This is a genomic window from Methylobacterium sp. 142-1Y, assembly GCF_057747795.1.
This window is the reverse complement of record NZ_CM173224.1, coordinates 1,203,373-1,226,513: the sequence shown is the minus strand read 5'-3', so window position 1 is coordinate 1,226,513 and position 23,141 is coordinate 1,203,373. Positions and strand designations below refer to the sequence as shown.

Genomic DNA, 23,141 nt, shown 5'->3' with positions numbered 1-23,141 from the left:
CGCAGGTTTCCCCTCTCCCCGCGGGCGGGGAGAGGCCTGAGCTCCGAAGGGGCTCAGGGAGCAGCGAACCGCAGGTTCGCCGCGAGGGTGAGGGGGTGGTTCCGGAGGAGCCTCACGCGTCGAGACCCCCTCACCCTCGCTCCGGCTTCGCCTCCGCTTGCCGTGTCTCCTGAACGTCGACACGGCCCTCTCCCCGCCCGCGGGGAGAGGGGGAAACCCGCGCCATTCTCTCTTCCCCTGAAAGCTCTGCTCAGAGGGGGGAGGGAAAACCCGAACCGTCCCGCCTCATCCTCCCCGGTGCCCCCATGTCGGACATCACCCTCCAGGCCTTCATGGCCCAGCTCACCATCGGGCTCATCGGCGGCTGCTTCTACGCCATGCTGAGCATGGGGCTGGCGATCATCTTCGGCCTCTTGAACATCATCAACTTCACCCACGGCGCCCAGTTCATGATGGCGGCGTTCCTGGCCTGGATCGGGCTGACTCAAGGAGGGCCCTGGCTCGGCCAGCCGGACCTCCAGGTGAATTTCTGGCTCGCTTTGGTCCTGGCGCCCGCCCTCGTCGCAGTGTTCGGCATGGCGATCGAGCGGACCCTGCTGCGCCGGCTCTACCACCTCGATCACCTCTACGGCCTGCTCCTCACCTTCGGGGTGGCCTTGGTGATGGAGGGCGGCTTTCGCTACGTCTTCGGCGTGTCGGGCCAGGGCTACGAGCCGCCGGAGATTCTTCAAGGTCCGGTCGATGTCGGCTTCATGCTGCTGCCCAAGTACCGGGTCTTCGTGGTCGTCGCCTCGCTGCTGATCTGCCTGGCCACCTGGTACCTGTTCGAGCGCACCAAGCTCGGCGCCTATCTTCGCGCCGGCACCGAGAATCCGCGCCTGCTCCAGGCCTTCGGCATCAACGTGCCGGTGATGATCACGCTCACCTACGGCTTCGGGGTGGCGCTCGCCGGCATCGCCGGGGTGCTGGCGGCTCCCATCATGCAGATCACCCCGCTGATGGGCGGGAGCCTGCTCAACATCGTCTTCGCCGTGGTGGTGATCGGCGGCCTCGGCTCGATCCTCGGCGCCATGCTGACCGGGCTCGGCCTCGGGCTGATCGAAGGCTTGACCAAGGTGGTCTATCCGGAGGCCTCGACCGTGGTGGTCTTCGTCATCATGGCCCTGGCGCTGCTCCTGCGCCCGGCCGGCCTGTTCGGGCGGGAGGCGTGAGATGAACTCCAGACACCTGTTTGCCGGCCTCGTGGCCCTGCTGCTGGTGGTGCCGCTGGTGCCGGGGCTGATCTACCCGATCTTCGTCATGAAGGTGATGGCCTACGGGCTGTTCGCCTGCGCGTTCAACCTCTTGCTCGGCTTCACCGGCCTCGTCTCCTTCGCCCACGCCGCCTTCCTCGGCACCGCCGGCTACGTGACGGGCGCGCTGATGATCCGGCTCGGCGCCCATCCGCTCGGGGTGCCGGTGTCCTTCGCGGCGGGAGTGGCCGCGGCGGTGCTCGTCGGGTTCGCCATCGGCGGCCTGGCGATCCGGCGGCGCGGCATCTACTTCGCGATGATCACGCTCGCTTTGTCGCAGATCGTCTACTTCCTGGCGGTCCAGTTCCGCTGGACCGGCGGCGAGGACGGCTTGCAAGGCATCCCGCGGGGCACGCTTCTCGGCCTCGTCGACCTCTCCAGCGACACGGCGATGTACTACGTGGCGCTCGCGCTCTTCGTCGCCGGCTTCCTGTTCATCCACCGGGTGGTGCATTCGCCCTTCGGCCAGATCCTCCAGGCGGTGCGCGACAACGAGGCGCGGGCAGTGTCGCTCGGCTACGACGCCTCCCGGTTCCAGCTCCTCGCCTTCGTGCTCTCGGCGGCGGTCGCGGGCTATGCCGGCGCCCTCAAGGCCCTGGTCTTCGGCCTCGTCTCGCTCAACGACGTGTCGCTCCACACCTCGACCGAGGTGGTGCTGATGACCCTGCTCGGCGGCGTCGGCACCCTGGTCGGGCCGCTCGTCGGCGCCGCCCTGGTGGTCGGGTTGCAGAACTACCTCGCCACCATCGGCGACCTCGTCACGGTGGTGATCGGCCTGATCTTCATCCTCTGCGTCTCGTTCTTCCGCCGCGGCGTCGTCGGCGAGTGGCTGCACTGGCGCCACCGCCGGGCCGCCCGGACCGCGCCGCCGAGCCCCCGGTCGTCCCCGGTCGCCGAGGCGGCCTGATTCCTTCACCTCAATCTTTCAAGGAGATACGACCATGTGGACAGGCGTCATTCCCGCCGTCACCACCAAGTTCACCGCCGAGGGCAGCCTCGACCATGCCGAGATGGAGCGCTGCTTCGCCCTCCAGATGCAGGCCGGCTGCGACGGCCTGATCGTCTGCGGCTCGCTCGGCGAGGGCCCGATGCTGTCGCCCGACGAGCGACTCGAGGTGCTGAAGACCGCCCTGTCGGTCGCCGGTCCCCATCCGGTGCTGATGACCGTCTCGGAGGCCGGCACCCGCGAGGCCTGCGCGCTCGCCGCGCGTGCCGCCAAGGCCGGTGCGTCGGGCCTGATGGTGGTGCCGAGCCCGATCTACCACACCGACGAGGACGAGACCGTCGCGACCCTGAGCGCCGTTGCGGCGGCGGGCGACCTGCCGGTGATGATCTATTCCAACCGCGTCGCCTACCGGGTCGACGTGACGCCCCGGATCATGGAGCGCCTGGCCGGCGACAAGCACTTCGTCGCCATCAAGGAATCCTCCGACGACATCCGCCGCACCACCGAGATCATCAACCACTTCGGCGACCGCTTCGCGGTGCTGACCGGCGTCGACAACCTCGCCTTCGAGGCGCTGAGCGTCGGCGCGGTCGGCTGGGTCGCGGGCCTCGTCGTCGCCTTCCCCGACGAGACCGTGGCGATCTACCGGCTGATGAAGGCCGGCCGCACCGCCGAGGCGCTCGAGATCTACCGCTGGTTCCGCCCGCTCCTCGACCTCGACGTCTCGACCTTCCTGGTCCAGAACATCAAGCTCGCCGAGGCGCTGGCGATCGGCTCGACCGAGCACGTCCGGATGCCGAGGAAGCCCCTCTCGGGCGAGCGCCGGGCCGCCGTCGAGGCGATCATCCGCACCGCTCTGGAGCGCCGCCCCTCCCTGAAGCTGGCGGCGTAAGGGCTCATGACCCGCGAGGTCGCGATCGTCGGGGCCGGCATCGTCGGCCTCGCCACCGCCCATCACCTGCTGGCCGAGGGCTGGCGGGTGCGGCTGATCGAGCGCGGCGGGATCGCCGAGGGGGCGAGCTTCGGTAATGCCGGGGCGCTCGCCTTCACCGACGTGCTGCCGCTCGCCTCGCCGGGGATCCTCCGCAAGGCGCCGCGCTGGATGCTCGATCCCCTCGGGCCGCTGGCCTTGCCGCCGGCCTACCTGCCGCGGATCGCGCCCTGGCTGCTGCGCTTCTGGCGCGCCAGCCTGCCCGATCGGCACCGGCACGCGACGCGGGTCCAGTCCGGCCTGATGCGGCTCGCCGCGCAGGCCATGGCGGCGATGGTGGATTCGGCCGGCCTCGCCGGGCGCCTTCGCCACGACGGCAACCTCGAACTCTACGAGAGCGAGGCGGAACTCGCCGCCGCCGGGCCCGGCTGGGCGGCGCGGGAGCGGGAGGGCATCGCCTTCGAGCATGTCCGGGCTGACCGCCTCGCGGAGTTGCAGCCCGGCCTGTCGCCCCGCTTCGTCGCCGGCACCTTCACGCCGAACTGGATGACGGTGGACGATCCGCACCGTTTCGCCCTGGCGCTCCACGCCGACACCATGGCGAGGGGTGCCACGCTCACCAGGGGCGAGGTGCGGGACATCGCGCCCGCGGGGGAGGGCGTGCGCCTGACCTTCGCCGACGGCACGGTGCTGACGGCCGATGCCTGCGTGCTCGCTACTGGGGCCTGGTCGCGGGACCTCGCCCGCCGCCTCGGCGACCGGGTGCCGCTGGACACCGAGCGCGGCTACAACACCACGTTGCCGCCCGGCGCCTTCCCGTTGCGCCGCCAGCTCACCTTCGGCGGCCACGGCTTCGTGGTCACGCCGCTCGCCACCGGCATCCGGGTCGGCGGCGCCGTCGAGTTCGGCGGTCTCCACCGCCCGCCCAACTTCGCCCGCGCCGACGCGATGCTGACGAAGGCCGCCGCCTTCCTGCCGGGCCTCGACACCGCAGGCGGCCGGCAATGGATGGGGTTCAGGCCCTCGCTTCCCGACAGCCTGCCGGTGATCGGCCCGTCGCGGGCGAGCCCGCGCGTGATCTACGCCTTCGGCCACGGCCATCTCGGCCTGACGCAGAGCGCCGGGACGGGGCGGATCGTGGCGGACCTGCTGGCGGGGCGGGCGCCGGCCGTGGCGGTCGAGGCGTTGCGGGCGGGGCGGTTCGGGTGAGGGGATCGTTGAGAGCCCGATGGCTTCTCTCGACGGAATCGACACCCTCCTGGTCGTTCCAGGGCCGCGAAGCGGAGCTCGGAATCCAGAACCGCGGATGGTGCAAGGTAATTCGGAGACCATCCTGCTTTATTTTGAAACACCTGACAGCCTGTTTGAGCAGAATTTTCTACTCAAGCTTGAGGCAGGCGAAATCATCCTATTCTCTAACCTCGTCCTGAGGTGTTAGCCGATTGAAAATCGACTGACCTCGAAGGAGGGCTCCAGGAATCTCAGTGGCATCTGGAGCCCTCCTTCGAGGTCAGTCCATCGACGATGGACTGATACGAAATCCGGAAGATCACTTCCGGATTTCGTATCATCAGCCCGCGCGGCGCCTGAGCGAAGCCGCTTTCCGCATCGCGAAGCGATCAATCGGAAAGCGTATGACACCTCAGGATGAGGTCGTGGGTTGAGGATGGCTCCTGAAGAATCAGTGCGCGACAACTCCTCACGCCCGCCCCGCCACCGGCAGGTCGGCGAGACTCGGCCGCGGCCGCTCGATCAGGGCGGCGGCGAGCATCGCTTCGAGGCGGATCAGGTCCTCGTCGGGCTCCGGCTGCCAGCCGCAGCCGCAGCGGGGCGCCGGGCCGTGCAGGGAGGCGATCTGTCGGTAGAGCGTGCCGACCGTGCGGGCGGCGGCTTCGAGCGCCGCCATCGGCGGCAGCGGGCCGCGCTCCAGGGCGTCCCAGAAGGCGAGCGTCAGGGCCTGTTCCAGGGCGGCCTGCCGCCGGCTCTCGGTCTGCGCCTCGGCCTCGGCGAGCCGGCGTTGGTGATGGTGCAGGGTCATCGCGCGCTCCTCGCGTCGCTGAAGAGGCCGACCAGCCGCTCCCAGGGCAGGCCGACCGGAGGCCATCCCTCCCGGATCAGGCCGGCACAGCCGTGAATCAGGATCAGCGCTCGCGCCATCGCGGCCTCCATCTCGGGATCGTGCCGGGGTTCGGCCCGCCCTGAATGCAGGACATCACCGCTCTGCGCAAGATTGGTTTGAAATATTGGAGATTTTCTATTTTGCGAACCGAGGCATATACTATCACATGAATTATGAAAATTCCAAACTGCGTCCGGGACGGGAGGCGGATTGGCAGCGGCGCCCGGAGCGGCTATCGGGGCGCCGGCACGTTCCCACAGGCAGCAAGTCCCGAAGGCTCCAGACCGATGACCGATACTCCGCCCGACCGCCTCAGCACCGATCCGCGCAGCCCCTTCCACGATGCCGCCCTGCTCGAGCGCGGCGTCGGCGTCCGCTTCAAGGGCGTCGAGAAGACCAATGTCGAGGAATATTGCGTGAGCGAGGGCTGGGTGCGGCTCGCCGCCGGCAACGCCAAGGATCGCTTCGGCAACCCGATGACCGTGAAGCTGAAGGGCCCGGTCGAGCCCTATTTCCGCACCCAAGAGGGCGGCACTCAAGAGGCCGGCACGGCCGACGCCGAGTAGCCGCCGGGGCGGACACCCGGCGCCCCGGCTCCTCGCGCCCGATCCCGCCCGGCCGCGCGATGCCGGGCGGGCCGTCAGCGGGCTCGCGTCGCCTCCTCCCGCAGGGAGGCGAGGTCGAGGCGGCGGGTGACCATCTGCAGGCCCCCCGCCGCGTCCCGCGGCCACTCGCCCTCGGGCCGGTCGCGGTACAGTTCCACCCCGTTGCGGTCCGGATCGTCGAGGTAGAGCGCCTCGCTGACGCCGTGGTCGCTGGCGCCGGTGAGCGGGATGCCGGCGGCGTCGAGCCGCGCGAGGGCGTCGGCGAGGGCCGCCCGGGTCGGGTAGAGGATCGCCACGTGGTAGAGTCCGGTGCTGCCGGCCGGCGGGGGCAAGCCGCCGGCGCTGTCCCAGGTGTTGAGCCCGATATGGTGGTGGTAGCCTCCCGCCGACACGAAGGCCGCCTGGGTGCCGTAGCGCTGCATCAGCGTGAAGCCGAGCACCCCGCAATAGAAGCCGAGGGCCCGGTCGAGGTCGGCCACCCGCAGGTGGACGTGCCCGATGCGGGTGCGCGGGTCGATCGGTCCGGTCATGCTCCACTCCTCCGGCGGCCCGCCCCGTGCGGTCCGCCACTTGCAGGCCGTCCGTGCGGCTTGCGCAGATTGCACCCTTTGAGAATGTCCGGAAATCCGGCATCCCGTAGCATCACTTCACACGTCCAGAGTGAGACCGAGCCGTGCCCGACCGGCTGACCGGAATGCAGATCTTCGTGCGCGTCGCCGCCGCCGGCAGCTTCTCGGCCGCCGCGCGGGCGCTCGGCCTGTCGCAGAGCGGGGTGACCAAGCACGTCGCCGCCCTCGAGGACCGGCTCGGTGCCCGGCTTCTGCACCGCACCACCCGCCGCCTGACCCTGACCGAGGCCGGCCGGCACTACCTGGAGGCCTGCGAGCGCATCCTCGCCGAGATCGACGAGGCCGAGGCGGCGGCCGGGGCCGAGGCGGCGGAGCCCCGCGGCACCCTACGGCTCAACGTGCCGGTCTCGTTCGGGGTGCTGCAGGTCGCCCCCGCCCTCGCGGAGTTCGGGCAGGCCCACCCGTCGCTGACCGTCGAGCTCGGCCTCAACGACCGGCCGGTCGACCTGATCGAGGAGGGCTGGGATCTCGCCCTGCGGATCGGCCACCTGCGCGATTCGAGCCTGGTCGCCCGGGCGCTCGCCCCGTGCCGGATGCGGGTCTGCGCCGCGCCGTCCTACCTGGCGGCAAGAGGCCGGCCACGGCGCCCCGAGGACCTCTCCGCCCATAACTGCCTCGGCTACACCCTGGCGAGCAGCGACGGCTGGCGCTTCGAGGGCGCCACGGTCGCGGTCGCGGGGAGCTTGCGCGCCTCGAACGGTGCCGCCCTGGTGGCCGCCGCCGCCGCCGGGCTCGGGGTGATCTACCAGCCGACCTTCCTGGTCGGCGAGGCGCTCCGCTGCGGCAGCCTGCTGGCGCTCGATCTCGGTGCCATCCCATCCCTGCCGATCCACGCGGTCATGCCCTCGCGGCGCCGCCCGCCCGCCAAGGTCCGGGCCCTGGTCGCGTTCGTGGCGGCCCGTTTCGCCGATCCGCCCTGGGACCGCGACCTGCCCGCCCCGCTCGGAGCCGACGATCCGCTGCCCGGGATGTGCGACACCCCGTGGCCGGAGGCCGGCCCGGTGCCCGCGAGGCTGTCATGAGCCGGCGCGTGCCGCCGCACGGCCTGCCGGCCGGTCCCGTCCCGGCCTGCCCGCCGACCGTCCCGGACCAGGATTTCCTCCGCCTCGTCGAGGCGCACGGACTGACCGGCAGCTGGACCTGGACCTTCGCCACGGACGAGCATTGCTGGTCCCCGGGCCTGTTCCGGCTGCTCGGCTTCGAGCCCGGTGCGGTGCGGCCGGATTACGACCTGTTCCTGAGCCTCGTCCATCCGGAGGACCGGCCGGCGATCGAGAACAACGCCCAGGTGATGCGGGATGGGGCCTTCAACGACCACACGGTCCGGGTGATCCGGCCGGACGGGTCGCTGCGGGTGCTGGCCAATCGCGGCACGGCCTATTTCACCCCGGACGGGCGACCGCGCGCGGTGGCCGGGGTGGTGCTGGACGTGACCGATACCGAGCGCCTGGCCCTGCTGCACCGCGAGGAGCAGCGTCGCCGACGGGCCCTGTTCGAGCAGGCGCAGGCCTGGATGCACGCCTCGCCCTACTCGGACACGTTCCGCATCGCCTCGCGCGAACTCCTGACCCTCACCGGCCTGACCCAGCAGGACTTCCACGACGACTGGACCCGGATCCTGGTGCCGCAGGAGCGCTCGAGAGCCTACGACACCATCCTGGCGCGGATCCGGACCGGGCTGCCCTTCGTGGCCGAGAACCCCCTGGCCCTGGCCGACGGCGAGAGCGGCTGGTTCCGGGGCGTGTTCGTCCCGGTGCGCGACGCCGAAGGGCGGATCGAGACCTGGGCCAGCCTGAATTCGCGGGTCGACGGGATCCGGCCGGTGCCGACCGGGCTGGCGCGGCGCGGCCTGGAACAGGCCGTCCAGGGCGCGCATCTGCGCGCCGCCCGCGGCCTGCTCGACTGGTCGATGGCCGACCTCGCCGAGGCCAGCGGCCTCTCGCTCTCGACCATCCGGCGCCTGGAGGACGGGAGCGAGGGGCCGGCGGCCCGCAGCCGCCACGCCGCGGTCGAGGCCCTGCGCCGGGCCGGTATCGGCTTCCTGCTCGTCGAGGGCGACACGATCGCGGTCGCCAAGGTGCGGTGATCCAGGCTCCTCCGATTCGAGGGGCGGTGCGCGGGCTGCGGTGATGCGGGCCCTTTCCGGCCCCGGCATGGCTTGCCATATCGGGGGTATGCCCGCCCCGAAGAAGCCCCGCCTGTCGACCGGCAAGGCCTCGAAGCCCGAGTTGAAGCCGCTCGACCCGTTCCTCGCCGAGCTGCTGAACCCGGCGCTGAACCGCGACCGCCTGCCCGCCGTCGCGCCGCCGCCGCCGCCCGAACCGCCGAAGCGCGGCCGCCCGCGCAAAGCCGCGGTCGCGACCGAGCCCTCTCCGGAGCCCGCCCGCAAGGCCGGGCACAAGGCCAGGCAGCGAGAGGGGGCGACCCCGGAGGGCTTCGGCGAGGCGCCGCAGGCCGCCTTCGCCCATGGCGACGCCGCCGACGTCGAGCCGGCGCTGGCCCAGGCGCTGGGCCTGCGCGAGCCGGACGGCGAGGCGGTGGAGGAGCGCGGGTCGCTTGCCGCCGAGGGCGTCTCGGCGACGGTCGACGCCCTGACCAAGCTCCTCACCGAGGGCAACCCGCTGTTCAAGAACGGCGAGCTGTGGCGCCCTCACCGGCCCGAGCGGCCGCAGAAATCCGAGGGCGGCGTCCCGTTCCGGCTGAATTCCGAGTTCACCCCGGCCGGCGACCAGCCCCGCGCCATCGCCGAGCTGGTGGCCGGCATCCAGGGCCAGGAGCGCGACCAGGTGCTCCTCGGCGTGACGGGCTCGGGAAAAACCTTCACGATGGCCAAGGTCATCGAGGAGACCCAGCGCCCGGCCCTGATCCTCGCCCCCAACAAGACCCTGGCGGCGCAGCTCTACGGCGAGTTCAAGAGCTTCTTCCCCGACAACGCCGTCGAATATTTCGTTTCCTACTACGACTATTACCAGCCCGAGGCCTACGTCGCGCGCTCCGACACCTTCATCGAGAAGGAATCGTCGATCAACGAGCAGATCGACCGGATGCGCCACTCGGCGACCCGGGCGCTGCTGGAGCGCGACGACGTCATCATCGTCGCCTCGGTCTCGTGCATCTACGGCATCGGCTCGGTCGAGACCTATACGGCGATGTCGTTCACCGTCAGCCTCGGCGAGAAGATCGAGCAGCGCCAGCTCGTCGCCGACCTCGTGGCCCTGCAATACAAGCGCATCCAGTCCGACTTCGCGCGCGGCACCTTCCGGGTGCGGGGCGACGTGATCGAGCTGTGGCCGGCCCACTTGGAGGATCGCGGCTGGCGCATCGGCCTGTTCGGCGACGAGATCGAGTCGATCTCCGAGTTCGATCCGCTCACCGGCAAGACCCTCAACACGCTCAAGTTCGTCAAGGTCTACGCCAACAGCCACTACGTGACGCCGCGCCCGACCCTCCAGCAGGCGGTCAAGGGCATCAAGGACGAGCTGAAGTGGCGGGTCGAGGAGCTGACCCGGATGGGCCGGCTGATCGAGGCCCAGCGCCTGGAGCAGCGCTGCACCTTCGACCTCGAGATGATCGAGGCAACCGGCGCCTGCAACGGCATCGAGAACTATTCGCGCTACCTCACCGGCCGCAAGCCCGGCGAGCCGCCACCGACCCTGTTCGAGTACCTGCCCGACAACGCCCTGGTCTTCACCGACGAGAGCCACGTCACGGTCTCGCAGATCGGCGGCATGTACCGGGGCGACTTCCGCCGCAAGGCGACGCTCGCCGAGTACGGCTTCCGGCTGCCCTCCTGCCTCGACAACCGCCCCTTGCGGTTCGAGGAATGGGACGCGATGCGCCCGCAATCGATCCACGTCTCGGCGACGCCGGCGAAGTGGGAGCTGGAGCAGACCGGCGGCGTCTTCGCCGAGCAGGTCATCCGCCCGACCGGCCTCGTCGATCCGGTGATCGAGGTACGCCCGGCCCGCTCGCAGGTCGACGACCTGCTCGGCGAGGTGAAGGAGGTGGCGGCCGCCGGCTACCGCACGCTGGTGACGACGCTGACCAAGCGCATGGCCGAGGACCTGACCGAGTACCTGCACGAGAACGGCGTGCGGGTGCGCTACATGCATTCCGACATCGACACGCTGGAGCGGATCGAGATCATCCGCGACCTGCGGCTCGGCGCCTTCGACGTTCTGATCGGCATCAACCTCCTGCGCGAGGGCCTCGACATCCCGGAATGCGCCCTCGTCGGCATCCTCGACGCCGACAAGGAAGGCTTCCTGCGCTCCGAGACCTCGCTGATCCAGACCATCGGGCGGGCCGCCCGCAACGCCGACGCCCGCTGCATCCTCTACGCCGACCACATCACCGGCTCGATGGAGCGGGCGATGGCCGAGACCGAGCGCCGGCGCAAGAAGCAGCTCGCCTATAACGAGGAGCACGGCATCACGCCCCAGAGCGTGAAGCGCAACATCTCCGACATCCTGGAGAGCGTCTACGAGCGCGACCACGTCCAGGTCGATACGGGGCTGGCGAAATCCGCCGTCACGGTCGGCCACAACCTCAAGGCGGTGATGGCCGACCTCGAGAAAAGGATGCGGGCGGCCGCCGCCGATCTCGACTTCGAGGAGGCGGCGCGGCTTCGCGACGAGCTCAAGCGCCTCCAGGCGACCGAACTCGCCATCGCCGACGACCCGATGGCCGAGCAGGCCGATGTCGAGCGCGAGGCCGGCCGCTTCGGCGCCAAGCGCAAGCGCCGGGGTGCGGAACCGCTCGGCTACGGTCCGGGCGGCAAGGGCGTCTCGGACGAAGGCACCCGCATCCGCCAGCCCGACCTCGACGACATGGGCCCGGGCACCGACCGCGAGGTGCCGTTCACCTACGCCGAGCGCCCGACCGGCCGCTCGACGCAAGGGTTTCCTGGTCAGAAGCCGAAATACAAGGGCCGCAAGGGGCGGGGCTGAGGCGCAGGCCCGGACCGGCGCGGCGGACAGTCCCGCGCCGGTCGAACCCCGCGCGGAACGTGCCTCATCGTCCGATCGACCCGTGACATCCCCGTCTATCACCCCGGTTGCTGCGCCCTCGCGCCGCTTTTTCGAAGCCGCTTGCGGAACACTTGCGGAACGCTTACCATGTTCGCGATTTGTTTCCGGAGCGCGGCAGCGCGGGGATGAGAGTGTCACATGCTCACGCGTAAGCAGTTGGACCTGCTCCGCTTCATTCAGCAGAGAATGCGCGAGACGGGCGTGCCCCCGTCCTTCGACGAGATGAAGGACGCCCTCGATCTCAAGTCGAAATCGGGCATCCACCGCCTGATCACGGCCCTGGAGGAGCGGGGCTTCCTGCGCCGCCTGCCGAACCGGGCCCGGGCGATCGAGGTGATCCGCCTGCCCGACACGGTGACGGGACCGGCGCAGGCCGCACCGGCCGCCGGGGCCGAGGTGGTGCGGTTCAATCCCAGCGTGGTCGAGGGCGGGCGCGCTCACGAGCCGAAGCGGCAGGCCGGTATCCCCGCGATGGCGACGGCGTCGGACGAGAACGGCCACTCGGTCAGCGTGCCGGTGATGGGCCGGATCGCCGCCGGTACGCCGATCTCGGCGATCCAGAGCCAGAGCCGCACGGTGGCGATGTCGCCGGACTTCCTGGCCAGCGGCGAGCATTACGCCCTGGAGGTGCGCGGCGATTCGATGATCGAGGCCGGCATCCTCGACGGCGACCTGGTGGTGATCCGCCGCCAGGAGACCGCCAATACCGGCGACATCATCGTCGCGCTGATCGACGACGAGGAGGCCACGCTCAAGCGCCTGCGCCGCCGCGGCTCCTCGATCGCGCTCGAGGCCGCCAACCCGGCCTACGAGACCCGCGTGCTCGGGCCCGACCGGGTGCGGATCCAGGGCCGGCTGGTGAGCCTGGTCCGGAAGTACTGAAGGGGCTTTCAGTCAAGCGCGGGAACCCTCCCCCCCTCTGCGGGGGAGGGTGGCGAACGGAGTGAGCGCAGCGGGACGAAGTCCCGCCGAGAGGGGCAGCGCGACGCTGATCCAGGTGGCGTCCGTCACTATGGTCGCGACCTCTCCGGAAGCGTGGTTCCCCTCTCCCGGCCTGCTCCGCAGGCCACCCTCCCCCGCAGAGGGGGGAGGGTTCAGGGCGTCGCGCTCGTCAGTGCGCGCTGCCGGTCGCCACGAACTTGAACAGGAACACCGCGGCGATCACCCACACCACCGGCTTCACGTCCCGGAACCGCCCGGTGAGCAGCTTGATCACCGCGTAGGTGATGAAGCCGAAGGCGACGCCGTTGGCGATCGAGTAGGTGAAGGGCATCAGCAGCGCCGTGACGCAGGCCGGCAGCACCTCGGTCAGGTCGTCCCAGTCGAGATCGACCAGCTCGTGCAGCATCAGGCAGGCGACGTAGAACAGGGCCGGCGCCGTGGCATAGGCCGGGACCGAGCCGGCGAGGGGCGCGAAGAACAGGCAGGCCAGGAACAAAACCGCCACCGTGGCGGCGGTGAGCCCGGTGCGCCCGCCCTCCTCGACGCCGGACGCGCTCTCGAGATAGGCGGTCGTGCTCGACGTGCCGAGCAGCGAGCCGACGAAGATCGACGAGGAATCCGCCATCAACGCCTTGTCGAGGCGCTCCATCTTGCCCTCGGTCAGCAGCCCCGCCCGGTTGGCGACGCCCATCAGCGTGCCGGTGGCATCGAACAATTCGACGAGGAAGAACACCAGGATCACGTTGAGCAGGCCGCCCGACAGCGCGCCCTTGATGTCGAGGGCGAACAGGGTCGGGGCGATCGAGGGCGGCAGCGAGGCCACACCCTGGAAGGTGTTGTCGGCGACGATGAAGCTCAACGCCGTCACGGTCAGGATGCCGGCAAGCAGCGCGCCGCGCACCTTGCGCACCGAGAGCACCGCGACGATCAGGAAGCCCAGCACCGCCAGCACCGTGCTCGGCTTGTGCAGGTCGCCCAGCGTCACGAAGGTCGCGGGGCTCGCCGTCACCACGCCGGCGCTCTTCAGCGCGATGATCGCGAGGAAGAGCCCGATGCCGACCGTGATCGCGATGCGCATCGAGCGGGGAATGCCCTCGACGATGATCCGTCGCAGCCCCGTCAGCGTGACGACCATGAAGCACAGGCCGGAGATGAACACCGCGCCGAGCGCCGCCTGCCAGGTGTAGCCCATCTGGAGCACCACCACATAGGCGAAGTAGGCGTTGAGCCCCATGCCCGGCGCCAGCGCGATCGGGTAGTTGGCGTAGAACGCCATCACCAGGGAGCCGATCGCCGCGACGAGGCAGGTCGCGACGAACACCGCCCCCTTGGGCATCCCGGCATCGCCCAGGATGTTGGGATTGACGAAGACGATGTAGGCCATCGTCAGGAAGGTGGTGAGCCCGGCGAGCAGCTCCGTGCGCACGGTGGTGCCGTGGGCCGAGAGCGCGAAGGTGCGCTCCAGGAAACCCGGGGGCCGGGTCAGGCCGGCGTCGCGCTTCATGTCCATCGCTGCTCCTCGTCGCTCTCTCTGATCTGTCGGTAGATCCGGTCGGGCGCGAAGGGCGTCGCGGTCAGCCGCGCGCCGGTCGCGTCCCGGATGGCGTTGGCCAGAGCCGCCGCGACGGGGTTGAACGGGCTCTCGCTCATCGACTTGGCGCCGAGCGGCCCGACCGCGTCGTGGGTGGCGGCGAAGATCACCTCGGTGCGGGGCACGTCGGCGATGGCCGGGATGTGGTAGGTGCGGAAGGACGGGGTCGCGACCCGGCCCTCGCCGTCGATCGCCAGGTCCTCGTAGAGCGCCGCGCCGAGCGCCTGGGCGACGCCGCCCTCGACCTGGCCGCGGCACTGCGCCGGGTTCATCACCCGGCCCGCATCGGCGGCGTGGACGCTCCGCAGGATGCGCAGTTCGCCGGTTCCCGGATGCACCGCGACCTGGAAGCCCTGGACGTTGAACGCCACCGAGCGCGGGCTGCCGTCGGCATGGCCGATCGCCTCCGCCGGGCCGAGATCGGCGAGGGGGACCCGCGCCTCTCCCGCCGTGACCGCGTCGCCGTCGAGGCGGCAGGCGGCGGGATCGAGCCCGAACCGGGCGGCGGCGCGCCGGCGCAGGATGTCGGCCAGGCCTTGCGCGGCCCGCAAGGTCGCCTGGCCCGCCACCACGATGCCGGTGCTGCCATAGGCGCCGGTATCGTGCCCGACCGCGTCGCTGTCGCCCTGGCGCAGGGCGATCCGGTCCGGGGTGGTGCTCAAGGCCTCGGCGGCGATCTGGCCATGAACCGTCGAGGTGCCGTTGCCGAACTCGACCGTGCCGACGCGCAAGGCGTAGGCCCCGTCCTCGCCGAGCGCGATCCGGGCCTCGGCGAAGTGGCCCCGCGGCGGGATGGTGTCGATCATCGACAGCGCCATGCCGGAGCCCGTGCGCCAGCCCGGCGGGGCGGGGGGAGGGGGCTCGGCCAGGGCCGCCGACACCGCGTCGAGGCATTGGTCGAGGCCGTAGCTGCCGTATTGCACGTCGTGCGGTTCGAGGCTCGTCGAGACCATCGGGTCGCCGGGCCGCACCACGTTGCGCCGCCGCAGCTCGAACGGATCGAGCGTCAAGGCGCGAGCGAGCTCGTCCATGGCGGATTCGACCGCGAAGATGGTCTGGCTCAACCCGTAGCCGCGGAATGCCCCCGCCGGCAGGGTGTGAGTGTGGACGGCATAGCCCGCGACCCGCTTGTTGGCGCAGCGATAGACCGCGATCACCTCGTTGCAGCCGTGATGCAGCACGCCGCCGGCATGGTTGCCGTAGGCGCCGGTATTCGACAGCACCTGGAGGTCGATCGCCGTCAGGGTGCCGTCGGCCCGCGCGCCGAGGCGCACCCGCACCCGCATCGGGTGGCGGGTGGTGGTGGCGGTGAACTGCTCGGTGCGGGTCAATTCCCAGCGCACCGGCCGGCCGGTGGCGAGCACCGCGAGCGCCACCAGATCCTCGGTCAGCATCTCCTGCTTGCCGCCGAAGCCGCCGCCGACGCGGCCGCACTCGACCCGGACCGCATCGCGCGGGAGATCGAACAAGGCGCAGAGCGCGTCGCGGGTGAGGAACGGCACCTGGGTGCTGGAGCGGATGACGAGGCGTCCATCGGGATCGCGCCAGCCGATCGCCGCATGGGTTTCCAGATGCGCGTGCTGGATCCGCTGCGAGCGGTAGGTGCCCTCGTGCACCACGTCCGCCGCGGCAAGGCCGGCCGCCACGTCGCCGATCTCGCCATGCGCCTCGGCGGCGAGGTTGGGATGGGGATGGAGCGGCGGCGCGTCCTCGCCTGTGGGGCGCAGGCCGTGGACGAGCGGTGCGTCGGGCTCCAGCGCCTGCTCGGGATCGAGGCAGGCCGGCAGCACCTCGTAGTCGACGACGAGCGCCCGGCAGCCGGCCTCCGCCGCCGCCTCGCTCTCGGCGACCACCGCCGCGACGCGCTGGCCGACGAAGCGCATCACCGAATCGAGCACCCGCGTGTCGCTGGCATCGTCGGCGGGGTTCTGGTGCCGGGCGGTGGAGAAGAGCCGGTCCGGTGCGTCCGCGTGGGTCAGCACCCGCACCACCCCGGGCAGGGCGAGCGCGGCCGCCGCGTCGATGCGCAGCACCCGCGCATGGGCGTGGGGCGAGCGCAGCACCTTGAGATGCAGGGCGCCGGCAACAGTGAGGTCGAGGGTGTAGCGCGCCCGGCCGCTGACGATGGCGGCGCTGGCGGGAGCCGGCGGGCTGTGCTCGCGGGGGGCCGGGCAGGGCGCCGGGACTTGGCCGTCGAGGCCTTCGATCGCGTCGGCGATCGACCGGTAGCCGGTGCAGCGGCAGAGATTGCCCTTCAGCGCCGCCGGCAGGTCCCGCCGCTGGCCCTGGTCGAGGGCGGCGGCCGTCATCACCATCCCGGAGGTGCAGAAGCCGCACTGGAAGCCTTGCGCGGCGACGAAGGCCGCCTGGACCGGGTGGAGGGTGCCGGGCACGCCGTCCCCCGGCGCGCAGGGGCCGGCCAGCCCCTCGATCGTGGTGATGCTCCGGTCCGCCGCCCGGAAGGCCGGCACCAGGCAGGCATGCAGCGGCTCGCCGTCGACATGCACCGTGCAGGCGCCGCAATCGCCGGCGTCGCAGCCCTTCTTGACCCCGAACCAGCCGAGTTCGCGCAAGAACGTGCGCAGGCACTGCCCGGCGCGGGGCGCGGCCTCGTGGACCGTTCCGTTGACCGTCAATCTCACGCTCGCCGGTTTCATGCGCCGCCTCCCGCGAGCTCGGCCCGGGCCTCCTCGGCCAGAAGCCCGGTGACGTGGCGGCGCCAGTCCGGCGCACCGTGGACGTCGTCGTACCAGAGCCCGTCCGGGATCGCGGCGGCGAGGGCCGCCGCCAGTTCCCCGGCCTCCGGCAGGCTGCCCAGGTCGATCCTGACCGGGCGCCGCGTCGCCGCCGTCACCGTGAGGGCGAAGGCGCCCGAGGCGTCCAGGGTGGCGATGGTCAGCGCCCCGGAGCGGCCGTTGGGGCTCAAGGACAGGCGCCGGAAGGCAGCGCGACGGCACAAGGCCGCCGCCGGCAGGGTGATCTCCCGCAGGATCTCGCCGGTTTCGAGCGCCGTGTCTTGCGGCCCGCGCACCAGGTCGCGGATGGGCAAGGTTCTCTCGCCGCCTTCCGGCGTCCAGATCAGGCCGATGCCGTCGAGGGCGACCGCGAGCGCGATCATCGGCCCGGCGGGGAGCGCCAGGCAGACGTTGCCGCCGACGGTCGCGGCGTTCCAGACCTTGAACGAGCCGAGGAGCGCCCGGCAGCAAAGGCCGATCAGGGGTGCTGCGGCGTAAGGGGCCGGCAGTTCGATCCGGTCGAGGGCCGCGATGGTGCAGGTCGCGGCGAGCGTGAGGCCCTGCTCCGTCACCGCATGGGGCTCCCAGCCGAGGGACGGCAGATCGACCAGCCGGCCTATCCCCTCCTGCGGCTCGGAGAAGAGCCAGGTCCCGCCGGCGAGCCAGGAATCTCCGGGCCGCCAGGCCGGCAGGGCGGCGCGGCTGCGGGGCGCCACCACCTCCGTGATGCTGTCGAGGTCCATGAGCCGTCTCGCGCGCCTCCCGCCTGCGCGCCCCGGACGGGGACGCCGCTCCATCAAGGCAAGATCGCGTCCAAAGCGGCGGCGGCGCAAGGCGCGCGGAGCCCCTCTCCGCCTCTCCCGCATGGGCTATCCCGCCCCGATCCGCCGCGCGCGTAAAATGCTGAATTTCGCTGTGATCGAATTAACTCGCCGTTGATTCTCGATTGACTTTAGTAAGTCGTTAACCCCTTTATCGCGCGCCACGGGACGATGAGCGGGTCGTCGTCGCGTGGAAGCTAGAAAAGTTTACTTGCGGCTTTACGTTGCGAAGCGAGACAGGGGTGAAGGACATGCAATCGGCCTATCCCAGCGACGTTGGCGTTCTTGAAGCTGCGCCGCTGCCGCTCGACTTCGGGTCGGCGCGGAATAAAATCCAGAAAGGCGGAAAATCCGCCGGAAAAATCAATCCAGAGTTGATCATCAAGTCGTTCAACACCTGGGCGTTCAAGCGTGAGCAACCCGGCAATCCCGAGCGGCTGGTGCCGGCGGTCGAGGCGGCGATGCGGGACGGGCGGCCGCTCGAATTCGTGCTGTACTGGGGCAAGGGCCCGCGGACCGAGATCGCCGCGCCGGATCTCGCCTGCCTCGACTATCTCGGCCAGCTCGCCGAGCGGGTGCGCCAGGCCCATGCGCCGGGCGCAATCTTCCGGCTGATCTTCACCGACACCCATGCGGCGCTGAACGGGCACCCGGCCGAGGCGGCGGATGCCTATTTCGGCGCCATCGATGCCGCAGCGCAAGCCCGCGGCTTCGCCAGCACCCGGCTCAGCGACGTCGTCGCCTTCGCCCGGGAGATCGGGGCGGACACGCCCGAGGAGGAGCCCTCCGGCGCGATCCTGGCGAGCCTGATCGCCTGCGCGGCCAAGTGGTATCGCGGCGAGGGCTCCACCGAGCAGGGCGCCCTCGACTATCACCGCATGAACATGGTCGAGAAGCGCGCCGTGGCGGCGGCCTTCCCGGAAGCGGTGTTCGTCACCTTCAACGGCAGCGAGTTCCGCGACCTGTTCCCGGCGACCATGCCGATCTTCTACATGTACTCGTTGCGGCGCGGCGTCGGGGTGAAGCCCTGGTTCATCACCGCCGCGCCGGAGGCCGGACCGGCCGCCTGACCCGCCTGACTGCCCCGGAGATCGTCATGCAGAGCGCCGCTCGCGCGTCGGCGGCCGTTCGGCCGCCGGTGGAGGCCGCACGCCCGGCCGACAACATCCCTCTCGGCATCGCGCTGATGATCGGCGCGACTGTGCTGCTGACCCTGTCGAACGCGTTCTCCAAGCACCTCGTCGCCCATTACCCGGTCGGCGAGGTGATGTTCCTGCGCTCCTCGATCGCCTTCGGGCTGGTCGGCGCCGTGATGCTGCCGGTGACGGGGCTCGGGGTGTTCCGCACGAAGCGGCCCGGCGCCCATCTCGGCCGCGGGCTGTCGCAGGCGATCTCCCAGACGCTGACGGTGCTCGCCCTCGGGCTGATGCCGCTCGCCGGCGTCACGGCGATCGGCTTCTCGGCGCCGCTCTTCGCGGCCGTGGTCGCGATCCTCTGGCACAAGGAGGCGTCGGACCCGGTGCGCTGGGGCGTGCTGCTGGTGGGCTTCCTCGGCGTGCTGGTGGTGACCAATCCGGGCGCCGATTCGCTCCAGGTCGGGGCGTTGTTCGCGCTGGGCAACGCCGTGATGTACGGCACCGTCACGGTGGCGGTGCGCGGCATGGCCAAGACCGAGAAGGCCTCGACCCTGCTGATCTGGCAGATGGCCGTGATGGCGGCGGCCCATTCGCTGCTGCTGGTCTTCGGCTTCCGCTGGCCGGGCGGGACGGACGCCGTCCTGTTCGGGCTGCTCGGCGCCTCGAATGTCGGCGCGCAATATCTCTGGACCCGGGCCCTCGCCGCGGCGCCGGCCACCGCGGTGTCGCCGTTCTACTACCTGATGCTGGTCTGGGGCATGGGGCTCGGCTACCTCGCCTTCGGCGAGGTCCCGAATTCGCACCTCGTCATCGGCGGCGTGATCGTGGTGGCGGCCGGCGCCCTGCTCCTGTGGCACGAGACCTTGATGCGGCGGGGGCACGCGACGCGGATGCCGGCCTGGGTCGGGGCCTGGATGCGCGGGCGCGATGGGGGGCCGGTGCGGCTTGCCCGCCCGGAGGTCCATCGGTTGCACAGGCCGGTGGCGCTGGGGCTGTCACGGGATTTTGCGGGTTGAGGGGGCTCTGCCCTTAAAGGGTAGAGCCCACAGCTTGACTGGGTAAAGGGCTGTTGGGGGTGGTTCACAAATGTTGTCTAGTCGACTTCGTTCTTGGCCTGTTGCTGCCTCGACTTGAGTGCGTTGAGCGCTGCTTCCGCGCTCTCTTGAGGGACAAAGACATGATCGTGGTGATAGGCCGCTACGACGTTGCAAGAAATACCCTCGTCGGCGAGCGTTGAGGCCACTGCCGCGGTCAGCCCAACGCCGTCCAAAGCGGAAAAAACTTCAAGCACGATTCGGCTCATCGGTAGATGGGTGCCGAACCCATGCGCCTCGGCGTCGGTTCGTTTGAGAAGAAGCGTCACTCCCTCCTTCTCGACGAAGATCATGAGGGCCTTTCCTGCGCATCTCTCGATGATAAGGCTATCTCTGGTCGAGCAGAAGAAGTAGGTGCCTTCGTCAAGCTCAGGCTTCATGGCGGCGATCATGGCATTGCGCTCACGGACAATATGGTTGATCATTCGTGATCCAATCAACAACGGTATGTGGTGGCGGGCCATCCGCGCGTGAGGGCCCGCCTAGGGCCTAAGTGTCTGTCCGGGATCATGCTGATTGTTGGCAGAGTTTTCTGAGCATGATGCGGATGGAAGCAAGGCGCAGGAAAGCCAGCGCCTTGCGGGTGCGGCACTCCCAATCCTTCGCCAGCCGCCGGCAGCGATTGAGCCAACCAATCGTCCGCTCCACGATCCAGCGCTTGGGCAGGACCTCGAACCCGACCGCCTGATCCGACCGCTTGACGATTTCCACCGTCACAGACCGGCAGACCCGTTCCAACGCCTCCCGGAACACCGGCCCCTGGTAGCCGCCATCTGCATACAGCTTCAGCAGGAACGGGTAGAGACTAAACAGCGTCGCCATGACCCATACGCCGCCATCACGATCCTGCACGTCGGCCGGATGCACCAGAGCATGCATCAGCAGACCTTGCGTATCGACGAGGAGATGGCGCTTCTTGCCTTTGATCTTCTTGCCCGCATCATAGCCGGACGGGTCGATCGTGCGCCCCCTTTTTCCGCGCTCTTGACGCTCTGGCTGTCAATGATCGCTGCCGTTGGGCTGGCCTCACGTCCTGCCTGTTCGCGGCAGAGAACGTAGAGGGTGTGATGGATGCGCAGGAGAGTTCCGTCGTAATCCCATAAATCGAAGTAGCCATGCACCGTCGAGCGAGGCGGTAGATCTTTTGGGATAGCGCGCCATTGGCACCCCGTTCCAAGGACATACATCAAGCCGTTGACCACCTCGCGCAGATCAACCGTTCGTTTGTTTCCCCCGCGTCGAGCCGGTGGGAGAAGGGGAGCAACAAGCGCCCATTCCTCATCCGTCAAATCAGTGGGATAGCGAAGCTTGCTGCGGTCGTACCGCTGGCGGTTCTCAGGCGTCCACATCGCTCAAGCATACGCCTGTCGGCGCGAACCGCAACGCGCTCCGAAAAAACAAATTCTTCCCGGACAGACTCTAAGGCGGCGTCGGCGTCGAACGATCATCGTCGGACGGGTAAGACTCATGCGGCCCCGCTAGGGGAAATCTTCGCAGAACGCAATCATCATCCGCCGTCCACTGGGGGGTGCACACGGTCTTCCGCTTGGTCATGCTGGTCGGGTTTTGTCCCCGGCATATCAATCGGCCGCGCGCCTCAGCGGTTCTCGGGCTACCGCGGTAACAGCACGACCAGCTTGTGATCCGGCTGGCTCGCGGGAACGAAGGTGACCTGTTCGTAGCGCAGGATGCCGTCCTGCGGGTGGTCGAATGTCCGCAGACCCCCTTCCCGCGCCAGCACCGCATGCTCGTTCCAGAACGTCGTGAACTCGGCACTGCGCCGGCGCAGGTCGCGGACGAGGGCGTCCATCGCGGGATCGTCCGGGTTGTGCCCGGTATCGGCCCGGAACTCGGCGAGCAGACGGCGGGCGCGGTTCTCCCAGTCCTCGATGAAGCGGCGCGCCGCCGCGTGCAGGAACACGAACCGCAGCAGGCAGGGCTCGCCGCTGTCGAACCAGGGGGCGAACAGGCGGCCTGCGGCCGCGTTCCAGCCGCGCGCCTGCCAGAGCCGGTCGAGGAGATAGGCCGGCGCCGACAGGGCATGAAGCGCATCCAGCAACTCGGGCGGCGCGGCGTCCGGCACCGGCGCGGCGACGGGCGCGGCGGGGTCGCGCCGCCGGGTCAGCTCGAACAGGTAGGCGCGCTCCGCCGGGTTGAGGCGAAGCGCCTCCGCCAGCCGGGCGAGCGCTTGAGCCGACAGGGCGATGTCGCGCCCCTGCTCGACCCAGGTGTACCAGGTCGTGCTCAGCCCGCTGAGCTGCGCCACCTCCTCGCGCCGCAGGCCGGGCGTGCGCCGACGGCCGGTCGGCTGCCCGATCGCGGCGGGCGCCAGCGCCTCGCGGCGGGCGCGCAGGAAGGCACCGAGGAGGCGCCGCTGGTCGACGGGCAGGGTCATGCGGGTGCCGGACATACCAGGATATCCAGCCAACTTGTACCAGCATGGCAGTGGGATCAGGGTGACGGCGCCACAGCGGAGCACACCCAGCGGAGCCCATCGATGACAACGCAGCACGCCTTCGTCGCACAGGAATATGGTGTCCGGGCCTCGGACTACGTCGCCAGCGCGGTTCACAAAGCCGGGGCCGACCTCGACCAGGTGGAGGAGATCGTCCGGGGCCTCAGCACCGCACGGGTGCTCGATCTGGGCTGCGGCGGCGGCCATGTCAGCTACCGCGCGGCGCCCCACGTCGCCGAGGTGGTCGCGTGCGACATCACCCGGGCCATGCTGGACGCCGTCGCCGCCACGGCGGCGGAGCGCGGCCTGGCCAACATCGCCGTCCGGCAGGCCGCGGCGGAGGCGCTGCCCTTCGAGGCGGCCTCGTTCGACCTCGTCCTGAGCCGCTTCAGCGCGCATCACTGGCAGGATCTGGAGGCCGGTTTGCGGGAGGCGCGCCGCGTCCTCAAGCCCGGCGGCCGGGCCGTGCTGATCGACACGGTCGCGCCCGCCGACCGCGTCCTCGACAGCCACCTGCAGGCGATCGAACTCTTGCGGGACGCCTCGCATGTCCGCAACGCCACCACGGCCGAGCTGATCTCGGCCCTGGCGCGCGCCGGCCTGGCCGTCGAGGGCGTCACGATGCGGCGGCTGCGGATGGAGTTTTCGATGTGGACGGCCCGGACGCGGACGCCCGTGCTCCACGCCGAGGCGATCCGCTCGCTGCAGGATCGCGCACCCGACATCGTCAGGGCGTATTTCGCCATCGGCCCGGACGGGAGCTTCGACCTCGATGCGGCGACCCTGGTGACGGTCGCCGCCTGAGCAGACTTCGC

General features: G+C 70.2%; 20 protein-coding genes. 12 read left to right on the top strand and 8 right to left on the bottom strand.

Annotated elements, in window-relative coordinates:
• The first annotated feature begins 305 nt into the window (after positions 1-305).
• The 4 genes from AC3AOF_RS05780 to AC3AOF_RS05765 are packed head-to-tail and all read left to right on the top strand — an operon-like array spanning position 306 to position 4,378.
• Complete coding sequence (locus AC3AOF_RS05780) at positions 306-1,211, top strand: branched-chain amino acid ABC transporter permease (protein WP_236991677.1); 906 nt, start codon at positions 306-308, stop codon at positions 1,209-1,211.
• Position 1,212: 1 nt separating this feature from the next.
• On the top strand, positions 1,213-2,199 hold the full coding sequence (locus tag AC3AOF_RS05775) for a branched-chain amino acid ABC transporter permease (protein ID WP_488347924.1): 987 nt from the start codon (positions 1,213-1,215) through the stop codon (positions 2,197-2,199).
• Between the two features lie 34 nt (positions 2,200-2,233).
• Positions 2,234-3,130 (top strand): dihydrodipicolinate synthase family protein, encoded by an 897-nt coding sequence (locus AC3AOF_RS05770; protein WP_236991679.1) that lies wholly within the window; start codon positions 2,234-2,236, stop codon positions 3,128-3,130.
• A 6-nt stretch (positions 3,131-3,136) separates the two neighbouring features.
• Positions 3,137-4,378, top strand: coding sequence for an NAD(P)/FAD-dependent oxidoreductase (locus AC3AOF_RS05765; RefSeq protein WP_488347923.1), 1,242 nt, complete (start codon positions 3,137-3,139; stop codon positions 4,376-4,378).
• Between the two features lie 490 nt (positions 4,379-4,868).
• Here the strand turns inward: AC3AOF_RS05765 and AC3AOF_RS05760 are convergent, their stop codons facing one another.
• Entirely contained in the window at positions 4,869-5,207 is a 339-nt protein-coding gene (locus tag AC3AOF_RS05760) for a hypothetical protein (RefSeq protein ID WP_236991681.1), read from the bottom strand.
• Between the two features lie 368 nt (positions 5,208-5,575).
• Between AC3AOF_RS05760 and AC3AOF_RS05755 the strand changes: the two genes are divergently transcribed.
• Positions 5,576-5,854, top strand: coding sequence for a DUF3297 family protein (locus AC3AOF_RS05755; RefSeq protein WP_236991682.1), 279 nt, complete (start codon positions 5,576-5,578; stop codon positions 5,852-5,854).
• A 74-nt stretch (positions 5,855-5,928) separates the two neighbouring features.
• Here AC3AOF_RS05755 and AC3AOF_RS05750 read toward each other — a convergent pair whose 3' ends face one another.
• On the bottom strand, positions 5,929-6,423 hold the full coding sequence (locus AC3AOF_RS05750) for a VOC family protein (RefSeq protein WP_236991683.1): 495 nt from the start codon (positions 6,421-6,423) through the stop codon (positions 5,929-5,931).
• Positions 6,424-6,566: 143 nt separating this feature from the next.
• Here AC3AOF_RS05750 and AC3AOF_RS05745 point away from each other — a divergent pair, with 143 nt between their 5' ends.
• The 4 genes from AC3AOF_RS05745 to lexA all read left to right on the top strand — a co-directional run bounded on the left by AC3AOF_RS05745 (position 6,567) and on the right by lexA (position 12,434).
• Complete coding sequence (locus AC3AOF_RS05745; protein ID WP_236991684.1) at positions 6,567-7,544, top strand: LysR family transcriptional regulator; 978 nt, start codon at positions 6,567-6,569, stop codon at positions 7,542-7,544.
• Positions 7,541-8,608 carry a PAS domain-containing protein gene (locus AC3AOF_RS05740; protein ID WP_236991685.1) on the top strand — a complete coding sequence of 356 codons (1,068 nt, stop codon included), beginning with the start codon at positions 7,541-7,543 and terminating at the stop codon, positions 8,606-8,608. The genes AC3AOF_RS05745 and AC3AOF_RS05740 overlap by 4 nt, the downstream gene beginning before the upstream one ends.
• An 88-nt stretch (positions 8,609-8,696) precedes the next feature.
• Entirely contained in the window at positions 8,697-11,471 is a 2,775-nt protein-coding gene (uvrB, locus tag AC3AOF_RS05735) for an excinuclease ABC subunit UvrB (RefSeq protein WP_488347922.1), read from the top strand.
• Between the two features lie 219 nt (positions 11,472-11,690).
• Positions 11,691-12,434 (top strand): transcriptional repressor LexA, encoded by a 744-nt coding sequence (gene lexA, locus AC3AOF_RS05730; protein WP_488347921.1) that lies wholly within the window; start codon positions 11,691-11,693, stop codon positions 12,432-12,434.
• Positions 12,435-12,663: 229 nt separating this feature from the next.
• Here the strand turns inward: lexA and AC3AOF_RS05725 are convergent, their stop codons facing one another.
• The 3 genes from AC3AOF_RS05725 to AC3AOF_RS05715 are packed head-to-tail and all read right to left on the bottom strand — an operon-like array spanning position 12,664 to position 17,563.
• Positions 12,664-14,004 (bottom strand): NCS2 family permease, encoded by a 1,341-nt coding sequence (locus tag AC3AOF_RS05725; protein ID WP_236991688.1) that lies wholly within the window; start codon positions 14,002-14,004, stop codon positions 12,664-12,666.
• A complete protein-coding gene (locus AC3AOF_RS05720) occupies positions 13,995-16,727 on the bottom strand; it encodes a molybdopterin-dependent oxidoreductase (RefSeq protein ID WP_488348963.1) in 2,733 nt (910 codons plus the stop codon). The genes AC3AOF_RS05725 and AC3AOF_RS05720 overlap by 10 nt, the downstream gene beginning before the upstream one ends.
• An 11-nt stretch (positions 16,728-16,738) precedes the next feature.
• Complete coding sequence (locus AC3AOF_RS05715) at positions 16,739-17,563, bottom strand: FAD binding domain-containing protein (RefSeq protein ID WP_488347920.1); 825 nt, start codon at positions 17,561-17,563, stop codon at positions 16,739-16,741.
• 452 nt (positions 17,564-18,015) lie between these two features.
• Between AC3AOF_RS05715 and AC3AOF_RS05710 the strand changes: the two genes are divergently transcribed.
• Positions 18,016-18,711: a hypothetical protein gene (locus AC3AOF_RS05710; RefSeq protein ID WP_488347919.1), complete on the top strand. Its 696-nt coding sequence runs from the start codon at positions 18,016-18,018 to the stop codon at positions 18,709-18,711.
• Positions 18,712-18,737: 26 nt separating this feature from the next.
• Positions 18,738-19,793: a DMT family transporter gene (locus tag AC3AOF_RS05705; protein ID WP_488347918.1), complete on the top strand. Its 1,056-nt coding sequence runs from the start codon at positions 18,738-18,740 to the stop codon at positions 19,791-19,793.
• Between the two features lie 77 nt (positions 19,794-19,870).
• Here the strand turns inward: AC3AOF_RS05705 and AC3AOF_RS05700 are convergent, their stop codons facing one another.
• The 3 genes from AC3AOF_RS05700 to AC3AOF_RS05690 form a co-directional block, all read right to left on the bottom strand.
• The gene (locus tag AC3AOF_RS05700; RefSeq protein ID WP_236991693.1) at positions 19,871-20,296 is read right to left on the bottom strand and encodes an ACT domain-containing protein; all 426 of its coding nucleotides are present in this window, start codon (positions 20,294-20,296) and stop codon (positions 19,871-19,873) included.
• An 82-nt stretch (positions 20,297-20,378) separates the two neighbouring features.
• A protein-coding gene (locus tag AC3AOF_RS05695) for an IS5 family transposase (protein ID WP_442919232.1) occupies positions 20,379-21,220 on the bottom strand; the annotation gives its coding sequence in 2 pieces (ribosomal slippage) (positions 20,379-20,830 and positions 20,830-21,220; 843 coding nt in all).
• A gap of 263 nt (positions 21,221-21,483) precedes the next feature.
• Complete coding sequence (locus AC3AOF_RS05690; RefSeq protein ID WP_236991695.1) at positions 21,484-22,281, bottom strand: helix-turn-helix transcriptional regulator; 798 nt, start codon at positions 22,279-22,281, stop codon at positions 21,484-21,486.
• Between the two features lie 87 nt (positions 22,282-22,368).
• Here AC3AOF_RS05690 and AC3AOF_RS05685 point away from each other — a divergent pair, with 87 nt between their 5' ends.
• Positions 22,369-23,130 (top strand): class I SAM-dependent methyltransferase, encoded by a 762-nt coding sequence (locus AC3AOF_RS05685; protein ID WP_236991696.1) that lies wholly within the window; start codon positions 22,369-22,371, stop codon positions 23,128-23,130.
• Positions 23,131-23,141 lie beyond the last annotated feature (11 nt).

Coding starts and splice junctions, on each gene's coding strand:
- AC3AOF_RS05780 (WP_236991677.1), top strand. CDS start 306: ATGTCGGACATCACCCTCCAGGCCTTCATGGCCCAGCTCACCATCGGG.
- AC3AOF_RS05775 (WP_488347924.1), top strand. CDS start 1,213: ATGAACTCCAGACACCTGTTTGCCGGCCTCGTGGCCCTGCTGCTGGTG.
- AC3AOF_RS05770 (WP_236991679.1), top strand. CDS start 2,234: ATGTGGACAGGCGTCATTCCCGCCGTCACCACCAAGTTCACCGCCGAG.
- AC3AOF_RS05765 (WP_488347923.1), top strand. CDS start 3,137: ATGACCCGCGAGGTCGCGATCGTCGGGGCCGGCATCGTCGGCCTCGCC.
- AC3AOF_RS05760 (WP_236991681.1), bottom strand. CDS start 5,207: ATGACCCTGCACCATCACCAACGCCGGCTCGCCGAGGCCGAGGCGCAG.
- AC3AOF_RS05755 (WP_236991682.1), top strand. CDS start 5,576: ATGACCGATACTCCGCCCGACCGCCTCAGCACCGATCCGCGCAGCCCC.
- AC3AOF_RS05750 (WP_236991683.1), bottom strand. CDS start 6,423: ATGACCGGACCGATCGACCCGCGCACCCGCATCGGGCACGTCCACCTG.
- AC3AOF_RS05740 (WP_236991685.1), top strand. CDS start 7,541: ATGAGCCGGCGCGTGCCGCCGCACGGCCTGCCGGCCGGTCCCGTCCCG.
- uvrB (WP_488347922.1), top strand. CDS start 8,697: ATGCCCGCCCCGAAGAAGCCCCGCCTGTCGACCGGCAAGGCCTCGAAG.
- lexA (WP_488347921.1), top strand. CDS start 11,691: ATGCTCACGCGTAAGCAGTTGGACCTGCTCCGCTTCATTCAGCAGAGA.
- AC3AOF_RS05725 (WP_236991688.1), bottom strand. CDS start 14,004: ATGGACATGAAGCGCGACGCCGGCCTGACCCGGCCCCCGGGTTTCCTG.
- AC3AOF_RS05715 (WP_488347920.1), bottom strand. CDS start 17,563: ATGGACCTCGACAGCATCACGGAGGTGGTGGCGCCCCGCAGCCGCGCC.
- AC3AOF_RS05705 (WP_488347918.1), top strand. CDS start 18,738: ATGCAGAGCGCCGCTCGCGCGTCGGCGGCCGTTCGGCCGCCGGTGGAG.
- AC3AOF_RS05700 (WP_236991693.1), bottom strand. CDS start 20,296: ATGATCAACCATATTGTCCGTGAGCGCAATGCCATGATCGCCGCCATG.
- AC3AOF_RS05690 (WP_236991695.1), bottom strand. CDS start 22,281: ATGTCCGGCACCCGCATGACCCTGCCCGTCGACCAGCGGCGCCTCCTC.
- AC3AOF_RS05685 (WP_236991696.1), top strand. CDS start 22,369: ATGACAACGCAGCACGCCTTCGTCGCACAGGAATATGGTGTCCGGGCC.